17 protein-coding genes are annotated in these 15,697 nt (G+C 47.0%); 14 read left to right on the forward strand and 3 right to left on the reverse strand.

Going from position 1 to position 15,697, the window contains the following annotated elements; genetic code table 11:
• Positions 1–303 precede the first annotated feature (303 nt).
• From IQ217_RS17350 to IQ217_RS17360, 3 genes are all read left to right on the forward strand, one after another.
• On the forward strand, positions 304–1,044 hold the full coding sequence (locus IQ217_RS17350; RefSeq protein ID WP_194020981.1) for a DNA alkylation repair protein: 741 nt from the start codon (positions 304–306) through the stop codon (positions 1,042–1,044).
• Positions 1,045–1,745: 701 nt separating this feature from the next.
• The gene (locus IQ217_RS17355) at positions 1,746–2,345 is read left to right on the forward strand and encodes a nucleotide-binding protein (RefSeq protein WP_194020983.1); all 600 of its coding nucleotides are present in this window, start codon (positions 1,746–1,748) and stop codon (positions 2,343–2,345) included.
• Positions 2,320–2,898: a ribbon-helix-helix protein, CopG family gene (locus IQ217_RS17360; RefSeq protein WP_194020985.1), complete on the forward strand. Its 579-nt coding sequence runs from the start codon at positions 2,320–2,322 to the stop codon at positions 2,896–2,898. Before IQ217_RS17355 ends, IQ217_RS17360 begins: the two co-directional genes overlap by 26 nt.
• 64 nt (positions 2,899–2,962) lie before the next feature.
• Here IQ217_RS17360 and cas6 read toward each other — a convergent pair whose 3' ends face one another.
• Positions 2,963–4,075 carry a CRISPR-associated endoribonuclease Cas6 gene (gene cas6, locus IQ217_RS17365; protein WP_338116548.1) on the reverse strand — a complete coding sequence of 371 codons (1,113 nt, stop codon included), beginning with the start codon at positions 4,073–4,075 and terminating at the stop codon, positions 2,963–2,965.
• A 13-nt stretch (positions 4,076–4,088) separates the two neighbouring features.
• Positions 4,089–5,027 (reverse strand): hypothetical protein, encoded by a 939-nt coding sequence (locus tag IQ217_RS17370; protein WP_194020987.1) that lies wholly within the window; start codon positions 5,025–5,027, stop codon positions 4,089–4,091.
• Positions 5,028–5,128: 101 nt separating this feature from the next.
• Between IQ217_RS17370 and IQ217_RS17375 the strand changes: the two genes are divergently transcribed.
• The 11 genes from IQ217_RS17375 to IQ217_RS17420 all read left to right on the forward strand — a co-directional run bounded on the left by IQ217_RS17375 (position 5,129) and on the right by IQ217_RS17420 (position 13,196).
• Positions 5,129–6,565: a TIGR03985 family CRISPR-associated protein gene (locus IQ217_RS17375; protein WP_194020989.1), complete on the forward strand. Its 1,437-nt coding sequence runs from the start codon at positions 5,129–5,131 to the stop codon at positions 6,563–6,565.
• A gap of 23 nt (positions 6,566–6,588) precedes the next feature.
• Positions 6,589–7,182: an HD domain-containing protein gene (locus IQ217_RS17380; protein WP_194020991.1), complete on the forward strand. Its 594-nt coding sequence runs from the start codon at positions 6,589–6,591 to the stop codon at positions 7,180–7,182.
• Between the two features lie 77 nt (positions 7,183–7,259).
• Positions 7,260–7,394, forward strand: coding sequence for a hypothetical protein (locus IQ217_RS19305; RefSeq protein ID WP_265583654.1), 135 nt, complete (start codon positions 7,260–7,262; stop codon positions 7,392–7,394).
• 53 nt (positions 7,395–7,447) lie between these two features.
• Complete coding sequence (locus IQ217_RS17385) at positions 7,448–7,837, forward strand: DUF6717 family protein (RefSeq protein WP_194020992.1); 390 nt, start codon at positions 7,448–7,450, stop codon at positions 7,835–7,837.
• 18 nt (positions 7,838–7,855) lie between these two features.
• Complete coding sequence (locus IQ217_RS17390) at positions 7,856–8,383, forward strand: ATP-binding protein (RefSeq protein ID WP_194020994.1); 528 nt, start codon at positions 7,856–7,858, stop codon at positions 8,381–8,383.
• 69 nt (positions 8,384–8,452) lie between these two features.
• The gene (locus IQ217_RS17395) at positions 8,453–8,818 is read left to right on the forward strand and encodes a hypothetical protein (protein ID WP_228024067.1); all 366 of its coding nucleotides are present in this window, start codon (positions 8,453–8,455) and stop codon (positions 8,816–8,818) included.
• Between the two features lie 104 nt (positions 8,819–8,922).
• Complete coding sequence (locus tag IQ217_RS17400; protein ID WP_194020998.1) at positions 8,923–9,549, forward strand: alpha-ketoglutarate-dependent dioxygenase AlkB family protein; 627 nt, start codon at positions 8,923–8,925, stop codon at positions 9,547–9,549.
• Positions 9,550–9,600: 51 nt separating this feature from the next.
• Positions 9,601–10,515 carry a hypothetical protein gene (locus IQ217_RS17405; protein ID WP_228025786.1) on the forward strand — a complete coding sequence of 305 codons (915 nt, stop codon included), beginning with the start codon at positions 9,601–9,603 and terminating at the stop codon, positions 10,513–10,515.
• A gap of 35 nt (positions 10,516–10,550) precedes the next feature.
• Positions 10,551–11,138, forward strand: coding sequence for a hypothetical protein (locus tag IQ217_RS17410; protein ID WP_194021000.1), 588 nt, complete (start codon positions 10,551–10,553; stop codon positions 11,136–11,138).
• Between the two features lie 221 nt (positions 11,139–11,359).
• Complete coding sequence (locus tag IQ217_RS17415) at positions 11,360–12,709, forward strand: hypothetical protein (RefSeq protein ID WP_194021002.1); 1,350 nt, start codon at positions 11,360–11,362, stop codon at positions 12,707–12,709.
• Entirely contained in the window at positions 12,687–13,196 is a 510-nt protein-coding gene (locus tag IQ217_RS17420) for a hypothetical protein (protein WP_228024065.1), read from the forward strand. Before IQ217_RS17415 ends, IQ217_RS17420 begins: the two co-directional genes overlap by 23 nt.
• Positions 13,197–13,328: 132 nt before the next feature.
• Here IQ217_RS17420 and IQ217_RS17425 read toward each other — a convergent pair.
• On the reverse strand, positions 13,329–15,697 hold a 2,369-nt coding region (locus IQ217_RS17425), incomplete at its 5' end, for a hypothetical protein (protein ID WP_194021005.1).

A 15,697-nucleotide genomic window follows, 5' to 3' on the forward strand; every position in this document is an offset into this window, starting at 1 on the left:
TCCATAGCGCTAAAAAAGATAGGTTAAGGGAATGAATCTAGCTTTGTTTTCTAGACGAGTTGTTTGACTCTATACCCATGGTCAGCGACACCAACCGTAAGAGCAAGGAAAACGGTCGTTTTCTTTGTAGTGGTATCCCTCGATAGTTTCATATGATATGGTCCTACACCGATGATTGCTGGTCGCTTATAGCCCCTTGTTGGACAGGGCATGTCCTTCTACCTCAAATCCACCGGTTTTGACTGATCTTGCCGGTACTCTAGAAACTAGGTGGTAACTCCCCCCCGAATTGACTTACTTTTTATGGACTCCTCGGACCCCCAATCGCTGCTGAATTCCCTGCTGTCCGATTTACGGACCCAGGCGGATGCGAGCTATCCAGATCGCATTGCCACCCTTTTCAATGTTGATGTCCAGGACTTTCTAGGGGTACCCACTCCCAAGGTGCGGCAACTGTCTGCTCAGTATTTCAGGGAACTGCGCCACCTTTCCTTGTCGAAGCTACTAGGACACTGCGAAGTCCTGTTGCGATCCGGGACATACGAATGTAGACTGATCGCCTTTGATTGGAGCTTTCGCCGTAGCGCCCACCTTGGAGCCCACCATTTCGACCTATTCGAGTCCTGGCTGCACCAGTATGTCAGCGGTTGGCCCGACTGCGATGATCTGTGTACCCACTCCCTGGGACTGGTCGTCGCCTCATTTCCAGGGGTTGCTCTGCGGGTAATTCCTTGGACGAGGGAAACGAACTGTTGGCTGCGCCGGGCAGCTGCCGTTAGCTTAATCTATGGTCTGAGGCGGGGGCTGCTGTTGGCCGATGCACTAATGGTGGCGCAATGTTTGCTGGAGGAGGAGAACGAGCTGGTGCAAAAAGGCTGCGGTTGGATGCTGAAAGAGGCCAGCAAGTCTTACCCTGACGATGTTTTTGAGTTTGTGCTGCGCTATCGCGGGCAACTGCCTCGGTTAGTGTTACGCACTGCCATTGCTAAACTCCCAGATTCTCAACGGCAGCAAGTCCTGAAACGTAGAGTGACCTCCCATTGATCCCATGCATTCCTTCCTAGCCCTTGCAAGTCCAAGACTACACCTGCGGCTTCCACAAGTGGGATCAGCGCAACCGCCGAGCGGAGATTGGCTATGATCTGACCCCTGGAGGACTGGAGTCAGGTACAGGCTTCTCTTGTTCTTTTTTCTCCTGCCCCGAAATTGGGGTAAAACAAATCCTTCACATTGCCTTCATATACGTTGTCCTAAATAACTGGTGAAGGTTCTCCCCGAGGGGGGCGCACTATATTCAACCGGGGCTGACGATAGCGGGCTCTTTGAGCAGACCTCCTCTAGCTCTAGACAGGACAGAAGCAATCTGAATCCATTCGATGTTGCCTAGGACGGTAAAAGCAAAACAACTATTTTTAATTTTTTGGCCTTAGGGTAACTCCTCTTTCACTAACAATTTGGCGAACAGGTCTGCATCCTAATCAAGCTCTAGCCCATTTGAATAGCAAAATTAACCGACTCAATAGGTTGATTGAAATCACTGGGAGACTCGCTCATAGCGAAACAAATCAACTAGAGGTGCGATTGAAGAATTGATTAGTTAGCATAACCTATCTAAGTCAAGTATTTTATGTTCATCTGGATGGTTGAAGTGGATGACATTCCTGCCGGTTAAACTCTCTAAGCCAGCCTGCAACGCTAAGTAGTTAGGATGGATCGGGTTACTTTTTATTTTTCGGAGGAGCTTGGTGAAAATAGTCGTATTTAATGGTAAGGGAGGAGTTGGGAAGAGCACAATCGCGGCCAATTTAGCCGTCATTTCTGCCAGTCCACTACTTGATGCAGACCCCCAAGCAACCTGTTGTTATTGGGCTGATCGCCGTGGGTCTGATAATCCGGAAGTTTTGGATGTTTCTTTGGGAAGGGTGGCGATTCGGTTGAAAGCCTTGAAAAAAGCCATTGTTGATTTACCCGGCGCTTCTGTCTCCGGGGTCCACGATGCACTATCTGTTGCGGATGTAGTTTTAGTTCCCGTTGTCTATGACCAAGCAACGCTGGATGCCTTACCCGCCACTTTGGAGTTGGTGCGAAATGCCCATCGTCCCACTGCGATGTTACTCAATCGACTTCACTCCCGTGCCCATACAGATGGAATCATAACTTCCCTAGCCCCCTTAAATGTCCCCATTTGTTTAACGCCGGTACGGGAACGGGCAAGCCATCGAGATTGGTGGTCCCAGGGACAAGTCGCCGCTGATTTCCCAAATACAGATGCTGGAGGCGATATTCTACAAATATGGCAATGGTTACAAGTACAGTGTGATGTCAAAAAAACTATCGGTTCCTGAAATTCGAGTTACGTCCGCAGAACAGCAAGGCATCTTTGCCCAAGCCGCCGATCCCATAACTCCATTGAAAGAAATTGATATGAACGGCGCCACCCTAGTGGAGTTAGAGGATATTGTTAAGGCTGCCCACCAATCTTTCCAATCCCATTTAGGAGATGCTCTGCAAGCTGGCTTAATTGCAGGCAAGGCGTTGTTAATGGCCAAAAAACAGTTTACCTATGATCGCCAAACTGGGGGCTTTCGAGGCTGGCTAGAACGGATTGAGGTAAGCAAATCGACCGCCTATCGCTATATTGAACTTGCAACAAACGAACCAATTGTGTCCCAGGCTAGGACACTTTCAGAAGCGATGGAAAGATTAGCCCAACATCGGGCAGAACAGCGGGCATTGCAAGCAAAGGAAGAAAAAGTAGAGATCAAGAGACGCCGGGTGACTCTGAAGTTAAGTGATAAGCGGGATCAAAAGCTGGAAAAAATTGCCCAAAATCGCGGGGTGGATATTTCGACTTTGATGAAGGAAATTATCGAGCAATGGTTAGCTAGTCAACCATGACTCTGACCCTAAAAGTGGATATTCTTGAAGAATAAAGACCTAGCAAAGAACGATCGCCTGGGGTTTAGGATTTTTCGGCTTGGGCTTTAAAAGCTTTTTGGGCACGCTTGCTATAGGTTTTTGCCGTCTCATAGGGCATCTGCAGATCCGTGGCGATCGCCAGTAACGATTCCCCCAATTCCCGCCTAGCTAGGATCACAGCTTGGGTATGGCAAATATTTAAAGCTCGTTCCCCCCCAGTGCGCTTGCGTTGAGACAAAAAAAGCTCCGTCAGTTGGTCAATGCGTTGCCCCAGGGCCTGTTCCTGGAATTGAACTTGCAAAGGTAGAAATTGATGAATAGTTCCTGTCTTCCAACCCCATCGAGTTTGCCCTAGGCCAAAAGGTGTTTTATGCCCAGTGCCGCAGTAGGGAGCCATTTTTCCTAGGGCGTAGTAAAGCTCAATATAATCCGGCTCATCATGGGCTTTTTTTGATAAAGCAAAGGCTACAGAGCCAACAAAACCAGTTACCTGGCCCTGTTTACCAGCGGTAGTTTTAACGGATTCTAACCAATGGCGATCAATGAGCACGCATTGCTGTATCCAGTCCAAAAAAGGCTCCACCTCCACTAGGTAACCCGAAAAATCATTCCAACGGCGCAAATAACTCTGAAAAACATTTCTGGGATCGGGCAGAGGATAATGGTTTCCCTGGCGACGAAAACTGGTGGGACTAAGGAAAGATAGCTCTAATTTTTTTGTGCTATTCCAACCCATCACCAAATCTTGATAGGCGATCGCCGGCAGAAAAAGATCTACTTTCTGCAAACGAAAACTTTGACGAGCAAGGGTCAGACTTTTGGGCAATTGTTGGAACCAAGGCACCATTCCCTCAATTACCGGACCAGACAAGAGGGTGAGATAAAATTCATAGCTTTGCCGAGCAGGCAAAAGCCAATGGGAATTGCGCCATTGCATCGGCCCCATCAACCGGGAAAGGGTAAAAGGTTTTTCCCCCTGGCCATCGTGCAGATAGGCTGACAATTCAGGATCGTAGGCCTGGATTTGGTGCAAAAACCAAGCATGGAGTCCCTTCATATAATGGGGTTCCAGGGTGATGGTGTCCATTGACTCTAGCTGGAACTTGAGACCAACAATTTCTGCCTCCATCAGTTGCTCAGAATCAAAAATGCCCACAGTTCATTGCCCCCTAACTTTCGCCATCATTTTCCCTTTGACCAGTGAGCTCGATCAACCGCTGACCCAGGGCCTGCACCATCAACTTATCCCGCAGTTGAGCATCCCCCCGGCTCAAACCATAAACTATGCCAGTAATTATTTCCCCTAAATTGACTTCATCGTCAGCATTGCCCAATCGACTTTCCACCATGGCCACAATAGGCAATGGCAAAGACTGGCAAAATTCAAGCCACTGCTGTTGTTCTGCTGTGGTTTTGTAGAGAATAATGCCATGGGTGGCTTCGGACATAATTAACCGATTTTCCGGGGAAGGTTGCCCCCCTGTATCAATCAGATTAATAGTTTCATTGGCAGAACGAACCCAGCCCGCCGCCATGGCGGCAAAAGCAGAACTCCAGTCCCCACGATTTTGGGAGCGTAGGTCTTCTGCTAGGGGAGGATTGTTAACTTGAGTTTGGTAGAGCCAGGCCCCTTCTCCATCGGGACAAGCCCGGATGACATAGGGATAGGGTGCCCCCACCTGGGAGGCAATAACTTGCCGAATGCCTTCAATTAAACAGGATTTGCCCACCTGGGGAAAGCCACAGATGGCTACTTTAATTTGTTGGGAAACTTTGACTGGTGCTTCGATGAGGCTCCCCAATGGATATTCCTTCACCCGGCTGATGGCGACAATATAAACCTTATAACCCCGACGACAGGCCTTGGGGTCCATAACGGCGATCGCACCATAGAGGGGAGCTAACAGATGGGCAAGGGTATAGGCGACAGCAACGGATTGGGGTCCTTCTATTTTTAGTAAATTACCACCAACTAAAACCCCCTGTTGGATCATTTCATCAACAGCCTGGGCAGCATCCACCACCAGGCGATCGCCAGACGTAGGCTCTGCCCGATTGAAAGCCCCGTAGAGGATATCCCCTTCCAAGCGCAAATGGTAACTAGACATTCAACCAGAAAATAAAAAAACTAGCATATCATCCAATGGAAAAGCTAATTTCCAAAAGTCATTTAAAGTAGAACTAGTCCCATTGGAAAAGCCCAAGAACGATGGAATTTACCTTTGAATATTCCCCCACAGTAGACCTACTTAGCCACCTAGTACCAAGACAATCCCTAAGTAGTCCCATTTGTCTCTCTAAAGCAGTGCGGCTGTGGGTAATGCTCCGCTCCATTTACGGTCACGAATCTGACCCTGTTTACTGCGACTTGGGCCATAGCTTCACCTCTCTAGAATGGCGAAATGCTTTTTTCACTGACGTGGCTGACTTTCACCAGCAATTTGATGGCAATAGCCTGGAACACCTTAATCCCGATTGCCATTGCAACCAAACCATCCACTACTGGTTATTTGAAGGGTATCTGCGGGAAGAAGAGCAAAAATGGTACCAGAATTTTATTAATGCCTGTTGTCTGAACCATGACGCACCGGTGGCATCATTTCTGCAATCCTTGACATGGAACTCAAAAGCGCCGGCTAACCCCAAAAAAAATCGCATCTTTGCATGTGTGGGAAAAACCTTAAAAAACAATCTTAAAGATCTAGTCAAATTGGGATATGTAGACCATGATGGCAAAAATTATTATCAAAAGGAAGACATTGCTAAGCTTTATCAGCCCCCTGAGATCAAAAATAGCGACAAGAAAAATATTGTTATCCCCATCATTCACGAAGATTTGAGTGAAGTACCAGGTATCTTTCAAGAAACAGAGGGAGAAATCCAAAGATTTTTTATGCACGTGGATTATGCTGTAGCCCGAAAAGACTTGGACAGCGATTTGCTCTATCAATTCAAGGAAATTTGGCAGGAAAATCCCTTTCCGGTCGTGAAACTAAAATATGAAAGTGCCAGTTTACACCGACTAGTTGAGCGAATTATTCATCCGGTTTGCCTCTATTACTATCAAAGAGCTTTGTATCTTTGTGGCTATGGTCAAACCCCCAAACACAGAAATAAAATTGATTGGTATAACTACCGCCTAGACCGCATTCGGCACTGTGAAACTTTGGATTGGTCTGATGATGCTATTCCCACCTTGCTAAAAGACCAAGAAAAAAAACCTTTCACCCCCCATTACATTGATCAACAACTACGGCAAGCCCTAGGATTTGATTTTTATAAACCTCAAAAAACTATGGTCCTAAGGTTTAACCAAGAATTTTCAGAGAAATACATTGATGAAAGCTTTCGCCACGAAACCTTCACTAAGTTTTCTAATCCCAAAGCCCTGGCAAGTTGGCAAAAAAAACAGGCCCTATCCGCAACAGAAAATCAACAACTTAACAAATACCTAGACCAGTGGCGAAACACAGATCCCAACAATCCCACCCACAGCTATTACCGCATGGATTACCGAGTTGATGACAACAATGTGGTCATGCGTCTGCGGGCTTGGGGACCAAATGTGGAGGTGCTTTTTCCTATGCAATTAAGACAACGGATGGCAGATGACAGTAAAACCATGGCAACCCTCTACCAATTTTGAATCAGCGCAATTACCATATTTCGATGAATTCCCCAACTTTTAATTCCCCTATCCTCACTTCCCGCTTTAGTGATGCCTTTATATTAGCTAACCAGCTCCATAGGCACCAATTTCGCAAAGGTTCCCAGATTCCCTACATCAGTCATCTGCTCGGAGTCACCGCCCTAGTGCTAGAAATGGGAGGCAATGAGGACGAAGCAATCTCCGCCCTACTCCATGATGCAGTGGAAGATCAAGGAGGCGACACAACCCTGGAACTGATCCGTGAACAATGCGGGCAAGCTGTGGCAGAGCTAGTTTTAGGCTGTTCCGATAGTCAAATCATGCCCAAGCCGCCCTGGGAAGAAAGAAAGCAAAAGCACTTAACTAAACTACGTCATAGCTCCCTCTCCATCCTGAAAATTTCCTTGGCAGACACATTACATAACGCCCGTACCGTTCAAATAGACCGCCGACGTCAGGGGGAAGAAATTTGGGATAAATTCAGTCGAGGTAAGTCCGGCATCCTTTGGTATTATCAGAATCTTTGGGAAATCTACCAAGGCCGCAACCCCAATGCTTGGTCTATGGAGTTAGCCTGTATTATTGATGATTGGCGTTACCTGGATGTCAATTGAACAAACAATTTAGTCCACAGGAAAAGAGCTTTTCCAATACCATGCTAGAAAGTAGATGCTGAGATAAGTCATCCACCATGCAATTAAAACATTGGCAGTCTCAAAAACAGGAGCAAAAAAAGAGCCCTGGGGCCCCAAAAAAGGTACGGCGACAAAAAGCCCGTCTGCAAGCCCTACGCAAAAAGCTCCATTCTTCCGATGCTGGGGACTAACCCCAGTAATCCGTTCACTACAACTCGTCATTTCCAAGGAGTAGCAAATAAACATGAACAGCATTTTCACCATTAGCCCCTATTGGACTGGCAGCACCTGGGCCTTTGATGCCGAAGAAGTCGGTTTATTGGGGGAACCTTTTGTTTCTGGGGCCGATGCCATTTTGAGTGCCATTGTCAAACGGGAATTGGCATTGGAGACGGAAAAAGGCAGTCAGTTCGAGTTAATCTTCAGTTCTGGGGGCTTTCCAAGTTACCATGCCTGTTTTGAGCGGCAAGAGGCAGAATATGGGGGCTACTGGTACAAAGTGGTAGATGCGGATATTGATTATCAAGACCTCGACCACGGCGATCGGGGTTGGCTATGTCCAGCTACCCTGAAATTTTTCCCCAATGGTCATCCTGAAAAACTCTATATTCAAGTGCGAGCTATTCACAAATAATCAAGCAACGCGGCAATAATGACATCTGTTTTTCATGTTCTAATCGGTTGCCCGGCCAGTGGGAAATCTACCTTAGCAGCTTACCTCCATCAAGCCATACCCCAGAGCCAGATAATTTCCACTGACCAAATCCGGGAAGAATTGTTTGGAGATGCTAGTCAACAAGGAAATTGGGCATTGATCCAAGCAAAAATTTCCGTTGACATTCAGCAGGCGATCTCGCAGAGATCCGCTTCGCGGTGCGCCGCTGGAAAACAGATTATTTATGATGCTACCAATGCACAAAAAGCATGGCGCTCAGAGTTATTGAGCAACTTGCAAAAGTTCAATAACCTAAAGATTATTGGTTGGTATTTACAAACACCATTAGAAGTTTGCTGCCAAAGAAATAGGAATAGACAACGACAGGTTCCCGAAGATGTCATTGAGATTTATGCCATTGCTCTAGAAAAATCCCCTCCCAGCAAAGATGAAGGGTTTACTGAACTGCACTATATTCCCTATGACCAGCTAGCAAGCATTGATTTTTCACAGTTAATAAGTTAATGGAAAAACTAATTTCCAACAGTGAGATATAACGATAATTGTCAAATGAATCAGATTAGAGAAGACAAAATGACCACTTTTATTAACAACAGTTTATTCACCATCCAACCCTACTGGCTTGGTCGAACCTGGGTATTTGATGCCCCTAATTTAGGAGTAATGGCAGAACCCTTTGTGGCAGGCACAAATATAGTTTTAACCCAATTAGCCCAAACACGCTTGGGTATTGAACCCAGTGAGGGAGCCAAGTTTCAATTAATTTTCAGTGCCCAGGAATTTCCGGGCTTACATTTAAGTTTTCGACGGCAGGAACCAGAATTTAATGGCTATTGGTATCTCAGTGAAGCTAAGGATTGGGCCTGGTTTTCCCCTGCTATGACTAGCTTTTTCAGTAATGGATACCCGGAAGAACTTTATTTACAGGTTTTAAGGTAAAAAACATGGGCTGCCCTAATAATTTATGCAATGATAGAATTTTTGGAAAATCCTTTTTCTCTGGCAATGATAACTTAATATTGTGGCGACGAGGGTAAAAAATTTTGATTGAACAACTCAGCCTTTTTGATACCTATCCCCATGGCTCTCCAGAAGAAATCATTGTCCCCGACGGTCATTTACAACTCTATCGCTCTATCTTCAGCGATGCCCAAGTTTCTAGTTACTATAACCAACTAAAAAAAGAAATTCGTTGGCAACAGGATTCAATTACGCTCTTTGGCAAGTCCCAACCCTTACCTCGCTTAACAGCCTGGTATGGAGATCCGGAAAGAAGTTACACCTACTCTGGCATTGCCATGGAGCCAACACCTTGGACACCCCTATTACAAACAATCAAGGCTAAAGCAGAGACCTTAGCAAAGGTGACTTTTAATTCTGTGCTATTGAACTTTTATCGCACTGGAGAGGATGGAGTCAGTTGGCACGCCGACGATGAACCTGAACTGAAAAAAGGACATCCCATTGCCTCTGTAAGCTTTGGGGCCACCCGACGCTTTCTGCTCAAACACAAAACAGATTCCACCATTGACAAGGTGGAATTAATGTTAACTTCCGGTTCCGTATTATTGATGCTAGATACAACCCAAGAATATTGGCTCCATCAGATTCCTAAAACAAAGAAATTTGTTAATCCCCGCATCAATCTTACTTTTCGCTTCATTAAATAACTTCCGCTTTTTGACAGCATAAATATGTACGAAACGCTATTGCCTATAGTGATGGATTCCTATGGCCAAAATTCTGCTTGCATACCCAGTTTTTTATCTGGATTGCAACCAACCGTTAAAGAACTTCGCCGGCGCTACCGCACCAATAATGTTCAGATTGATTATGGACAGCCCCAAATTCAAGCAGCCTATTTGCTCGCCTATTACCCCTATTATGTTCAACAAACCCATCACAATTTATCCTTAGCAAGCCAGCACCATTGCGTTGCTCATTTACTCCGCCGACGTAATTTACAAGTCACATTATTGGGCTCTGGGCCTATGCCAGAAGCGGCCGCTTTAGGAGCATATCGTCAAAAATTACGATTTACATCTTCTCTAAAGGCAATTTCCTATGACCTTAATGTTCATCAATGGCGCTCTGCCTGCCAAGTAACTGCGCGGTTAATGGCAGATCTAGCACCCAATATGACTTACGAATATGAAGGGCATCCTTTAAATTTAGCCCGACTCCATGCCCTTTTCCCAGCTCAACAGAATATTCAAAATAGCCAACTGATCATTATTCAAAACTGTCTGAATGAGATCTATCGAGCTAATTTGGAAGCCTTTAAACACAACATGCAATTTTTGATGAATAATATGGCTCCAGGAAGTGCGTTGTTGCTTTCTGACCTTGATTACAACCAAACCTCTCGGTGTTTGCAGCTTCTCAAACAGCTTGCTGATGATACTCCAGGCATTGCTACGGTGTTTGACCATGGCGATCGCCTCCTGGAATATGAGAATAGCTTTTCTTTACCATTTTCCATGCGCCGACACCTCCTTACAGGTAAAGATGGTTTGATTCCCAAAAAGTGGATTCGGCAATTTTCCCTCTGCCTGCTCAAACAATCAATCAACAAGGGGGAGGGAACTATCCCTTTCCCCCCTATGGAAAGGCCATTTTCCACTCAATTGCTTTAATGCAAAGGCAGTAAACAAGTAGATAAGCGGACACTATGGCTGATTTTAAAGCATCGATTGAATCTAAACTTTCTAATCTCCTTGGTAAGGAAGTCAAGGTAACGGAAAAAGCGAAGGAATGCCTACAGCGATTAGTAGAAAGTGAGAAGAATTTTTACTCTTGGCATCTGAAACTTTTGAGTATTATCTTTGAAGTATCTCCAGAAATTTTAGAGATTCTTAAAAAAGTAGATGAAGGCTTCAATAACTTTAACTTTGAATTGCTCGATTCCCAAATAAAAGAATATTTTGCCGACAAAGAATCTGTTCCCACAGTTATTTTTGATCAAGTTACCGATTTTGACAATTTTCTGGCCATACTTTTCGTCAAACCGACAGATACTGGTGGTTTAGGCGTTATCTACACCTCTTCTCCTCCTCCTGAGAAGCACCGAATGATTGAAGGTATTTTAACCATTGACCATTTAGTAGCAATGCTCTTTTATGTGCTCTATGCGGGGTATTACGAAAGTGATTTGGCCGTTGCCCTGCTAATTATGAATAACTATGGCATCATTTTTGGTCGCAACAACCGCCGCTATTTAGATAGCCTGGAACACATCATGACAAAAACTGAGTTATAAGCCTTCAAGGCAAGGCAGAGGGAGGAAGCAATTTCCCACACTTAGTTAAATTGAATCAGCGTACTAATCCCTTTTTTTCTATGTAGACATCCCCCTGACTTGGGGTTTAGGGGGACTGACATAGACCATATGACAGTTTTATATTTGTCCCCATTGCAGGTGGAGTCACCGCACCGGTTGAATTCTCCGAGACTTTATTGGTAACTTAGCTCGAAATTAATATGACCATTAAGACTGATGCCATCCTGATCACCGACGGCGATCGCCAGCAGGTGCGGGACTTGATCCAATGGCTGAAAACAAACCGCCCGGACTTGGTGGAGAAAGCTCGCAATCCCAATATTTTGCAACAGGAGCAAGAGCATGCCCAGACTTTCCGGGGCAAAATTAAGCAGTTACAGCAAATGGTGCCGGGTTTTACCTATGTGCACCCCGATTCTCTCCATGGGCATTACCATGTGACCCCTGATTTAAAAAAGTCGGCTAAGGCTACGGCGGTGGTAATGACCACCAGCAACTGGATTGATACCGTGGGAAATTTGCCAGTTTTCTTCTTTGCTTTTAAATCCCTCTTCTTTTTACCGGCTTTGGGAATGGCACTCTTACTCTCTGTACCAGTCCTAGCCGCCAGTAATGCCCTGTCCACTGCCGTTGCCCATGGGCATAAGGGTCGTTGGAAATTGGCGATCGCCGCCCTGGTTTTTGGGCTCATTCCCCTAAATATCTTGCAAACCGTTACCACTGGCATTGGCATGGAGGTGATCAACAACCAATCAGCGTTGGCTCAAATAGCCGCCGGCAATGCGTTGGACAAGATTGTGGATGCTAAGCAGGAAGGTTTGCAGTTTCAAGAAGCTAATCTCCACCCAGACATTGCCCGCTGTGAACAGGGACGGCAAGAATTGGAAACAATGCCCCGCACCAATGCCCTGGAGGAAAAGATTTTTCAATCCCGCTACGTTCTTTTGCATGGCACTCTTAGCAGTCAATCCCGGCCCATGACAGTACCGATAGAGCAATTACCTCTCTGCGTCAGGGCAAACCGTATCCAGGCGGAGCAGGAAAATCAACTGCAACAATTACGACAACAACTGCAGGAATTTAAACTGGAGCGTCAAACTTTGGGCAACGACCTAATGTTCCTTAAGCAAGTGGCCCCCCAACAGTATGGCAAAACTTTTGTAGAAGTTCGCCCCTTTTGGCGGCTTGGGGGCGGTGAACCCACGGTGGAAGTCCGCAATGGTCTGGAATTAGTCAGTTTAGGGGTAAACAGCTTTCAAACAAAATTAGCCACCGGTCAATGGGATCAACTAGGCATCAGTCTCTTTTTTGTAGGTATTTCGGCCATCACCAGTGCCGCTTCCGTAGCCATGGGCATATCATTTCCCCTCGGCAAAGATACCCAACGTTCCTACGACGAAAGCCATAAGGAACGCGTTAATCGCTTTTTCCAACGGGCTCGCATGACCCTGAGCCAAATGCACGACGAACAACGGCAGACACTGCTTGAACCCAGTACTGACGATGATAATTTGCTGGAGGACGACTATGAGCTTGGCAGATATAACTGATTTCGGTGAAGCCCTCGCTCTCCTGGGATTATATGAGCGGGAGGTGATGACCACCGGTGTTATGGAGTATGTAGTTCCACCCAAGCCACCGGCAAAGTCAGTAAAAGAGCCTAAACCATCGACCAGTTCCCCCCAGGAAAAAACCGCTCCTGCCACCCTCCCAAACCCAGCGGAGGAAGCACCGGCTCTTCCGGCAGCAACCCCAGCCCCAAGCCCAGTGAACAATACCACCATCAATGAAGGTATCGTCATTGTTAATGGTGCTCAAGATGTGGAAGATAGCAATGAACCGCCATCTCCGATTCCAACAGTTGAGGAGCATGAGAAGACATTGCCGTCGAAACCGCCTGGTCCTTCTGAGTTGGAGTTGCTGCTCGAACAACAGGAACTAGAAAATCGTTTGTTCTATTTTTTCATCGATGAGGTGGAAAAAACTGGTGATCTGGGCAAATTACCGGTGGCTTTGCAGCCAGCCAGTAAAAACTAGTTTAGTCCTGGGGTAAGATAGACAAGCTCTTTAACCAGCGATGGTTTCAGACAACGAAGAACCCACCACCAGAATAGAAGCAGATCATCTACCCTAGAAATTGGCCAACCCGAAAAAGTTCTGATTTTTGTCCTAACTCGTCTCTAAACCCACATCGGGAGGTGGTAGGGGACAAATTAAAGCATAAATAACGCCCAACGTCCTAGCCAGCAAAGGTTTAGGTAGGTGTTCAAGCATTGATAAAGCTCCATCCCAGTTATCCGCCATGGCAACTTGAATGACCTCAGCAGCCAAAGAAGCAGGGTCAAGATTGAGAAACCAAGCGTAATCCTGGAGCAATTGCTGGGAATTTTTACAACCCGACCTATTATGACCTTTTATAGGGGGGGTTGTATTTTGCTGGGAAACGGCTGCAACCATGGTGGTTATTAGCTTAGAAAGTTTAACTTTGGCATTTTTCAACAACTTGCTGATGGCCTGCTGGGAAATGTTGAGGTGTTGGGCAATGGCAACTTGGGTGGGCTTGATGCCAATATCCATCACCTGGCGAATAGCTTGGAGTAAATGGAAACGGGCTACCTGCTGAGTATCCCCCAGGGCAGGGTCTAGGGCCATGGCATCATTAACCTCCACCGTTATGCCATAGGCAGAGAGCCAAGAGAGGTCAGTGCCGTGGGGCACAATCATATTGACCAAGAATTGCTGGTCAGGAAAACGATTAGCCCTAGGTCGCCCGATGCCCTGCAAAATCTCTTCATTCTGGCGACGATGGAATTCCTCCTGCCAATGGTCAGCGCTGCCGTGGAGGGCAATTAACTCTGCTTGCACTGCACCAATGTTGGGACTGGGTAAGCCGATAAAAGTCATCTGGGTATGACCAACAAAGGCATTACTACCCCGGTTATGGTTAAACCAATGGCCATCCCAATCAAACCACTTACCCCAGCCTTTAATGCCAATGGTGGGCTGGTCCCCCAATGTTTGTAGAGCCCCTTGGATACGGTTAACAGCCTCATGGCTGATATCACGGCTAGCAATGCCTGCCATGTTAATTTGCCGCACCTTGAGATTAGTTAGGGGGGGAGCATCGGAGCGAATAACCTCAATTTCCCGCTCAATGCCAGTGAAAGTGCGTTGGCGCTCAGAGTTAGTGGTGGCATCAAGGAGAATTAAGCCTTTGGCATGGTTGAGGAAGGCATAATCAGGGCGACGGTCAATGGTGAGGTGGAGCTGTTGGCGGCGCAACTGTAGTCCCACCCCAGGGCCACCGGTGATGGCAGTGAGGAGATGAACAACAGCATTGGGGGGTAGATTGTGGAGATTTTGCTGACTCTGGCGGTAAGCTGTGCGGTGTTGATGGGCATTGAAAGCCTTGAGACCAGCACCCCATTTCTTGCGTTCCCCTGGAGTGAGATGATCGCTGAGGGTTTCCCGTTCCGCAGTGGGAAATAGAGGGGTCAAATCTGTGGACTGTTGGATGATGCTTTGCCTGATTACCTCTAACATCCCTAGGGGTTGCCCAGGCAGTTGGTCGAGAATATCCCCGTGGAGCCAACCATGGTAGGGAGCTTGCTCAAATAAGGGTTTAATCGTGACTAGCAAGAGGTCTAGGACCTTCCACTGCTCCCCTGATAACCATTGCCGACAACGATGGGCATCGTTTAACAGTTGGGACCAGGAAGCAGTAATGGTCTTAGTGGGGGAGAGAGCCTGGGTGGCTTCCTCCAGGATGATGATGTCGCGGCGGTAATCCCAATCCCTGGGCATGGATTCAATGTCACAGCGGATATGGGAAGCATGGCTGAGAATGTCCCTGCGGTCCGCCCGATACCAACCCCTACTGTGGGCACAAACATTAGCCATGGGACAACTGGCACAAATGGGATTGAGTCCATCTTCGCCCCTGTTGGGCTGGTATCCCAAATTGCTCAGCATCGGGAACAGGTCAGCTCGAATGCAGTTCCCCTTTTCAACAATCAGTGCTTCTGGGGTATCTGCTTTTGCTAGCTGGAGCTTGCCCTGGTGGTCTCGATAGAAACCATATTGGCTACGGGGCGGTAGGTCCACATATTGATGGCCAATGGCCTCAATGGTGGGATTGCGATGACCCCGGCTAACGTACCAAACCTTTCCTCCCCAGGGATTATGGAGATTGGGGACCCCATGGGATTTGCCTTCCCCCATGGCAGAAGCATCCAACACCGCATTACCGCGATGGAGGGCTGATTGCCAAGCCGATTGGCGGGCACTGGCCATGGTTTGACCATCGCCGGTGAATATTTTGCCCTCCGGTTTGAGAGCTGCGAACCCTTGGGGCTTAAGTTTGGCCACCTGTGCCGTAATCCAATCCTGGAACTTCCCTAGACCAGATGGGATGGGACATTTATGGCGGAAGAGGCGGGGGCTGATCTGTTCTACTGCCAGACCATCGGGGATTTCATCAATGTCCCCCACCCCCGGTTGTTGTCCCCACCAGGCCACCACCATCGGTTGTCCCCTCC

It is taken from the genome of Synechocystis salina LEGE 00031 (assembly GCF_015207985.1).
Lineage (GTDB): Bacteria > Cyanobacteriota > Cyanobacteriia > Cyanobacteriales > Microcystaceae > Synechocystis > Synechocystis salina.

Excerpts from the sequence above, each read along its gene's own strand:
- IQ217_RS17350 (WP_194020981.1), top strand. The coding sequence starts at position 304 with ATGGACTCCTCGGACCCCCAATCGCTGCTGAATTCCCTGCTGTCCGAT.
- IQ217_RS17360 (WP_194020985.1), top strand. The coding sequence starts at position 2,320 with ATGTCAAAAAAACTATCGGTTCCTGAAATTCGAGTTACGTCCGCAGAA.
- IQ217_RS17370 (WP_194020987.1), bottom strand. The coding sequence starts at position 5,027 with ATGTCTAGTTACCATTTGCGCTTGGAAGGGGATATCCTCTACGGGGCT.
- IQ217_RS17375 (WP_194020989.1), top strand. The coding sequence starts at position 5,129 with ATGGAATTTACCTTTGAATATTCCCCCACAGTAGACCTACTTAGCCAC.
- IQ217_RS17380 (WP_194020991.1), top strand. The coding sequence starts at position 6,589 with ATGAATTCCCCAACTTTTAATTCCCCTATCCTCACTTCCCGCTTTAGT.
- IQ217_RS19305 (WP_265583654.1), top strand. The coding sequence starts at position 7,260 with ATGCAATTAAAACATTGGCAGTCTCAAAAACAGGAGCAAAAAAAGAGC.
- IQ217_RS17385 (WP_194020992.1), top strand. The coding sequence starts at position 7,448 with ATGAACAGCATTTTCACCATTAGCCCCTATTGGACTGGCAGCACCTGG.
- IQ217_RS17390 (WP_194020994.1), top strand. The coding sequence starts at position 7,856 with ATGACATCTGTTTTTCATGTTCTAATCGGTTGCCCGGCCAGTGGGAAA.
- IQ217_RS17395 (WP_228024067.1), top strand. The coding sequence starts at position 8,453 with ATGACCACTTTTATTAACAACAGTTTATTCACCATCCAACCCTACTGG.
- IQ217_RS17405 (WP_228025786.1), top strand. The coding sequence starts at position 9,601 with ATGGATTCCTATGGCCAAAATTCTGCTTGCATACCCAGTTTTTTATCT.
- IQ217_RS17410 (WP_194021000.1), top strand. The coding sequence starts at position 10,551 with ATGGCTGATTTTAAAGCATCGATTGAATCTAAACTTTCTAATCTCCTT.
- IQ217_RS17415 (WP_194021002.1), top strand. The coding sequence starts at position 11,360 with ATGACCATTAAGACTGATGCCATCCTGATCACCGACGGCGATCGCCAG.
- IQ217_RS17420 (WP_228024065.1), top strand. The coding sequence starts at position 12,687 with ATGAGCTTGGCAGATATAACTGATTTCGGTGAAGCCCTCGCTCTCCTG.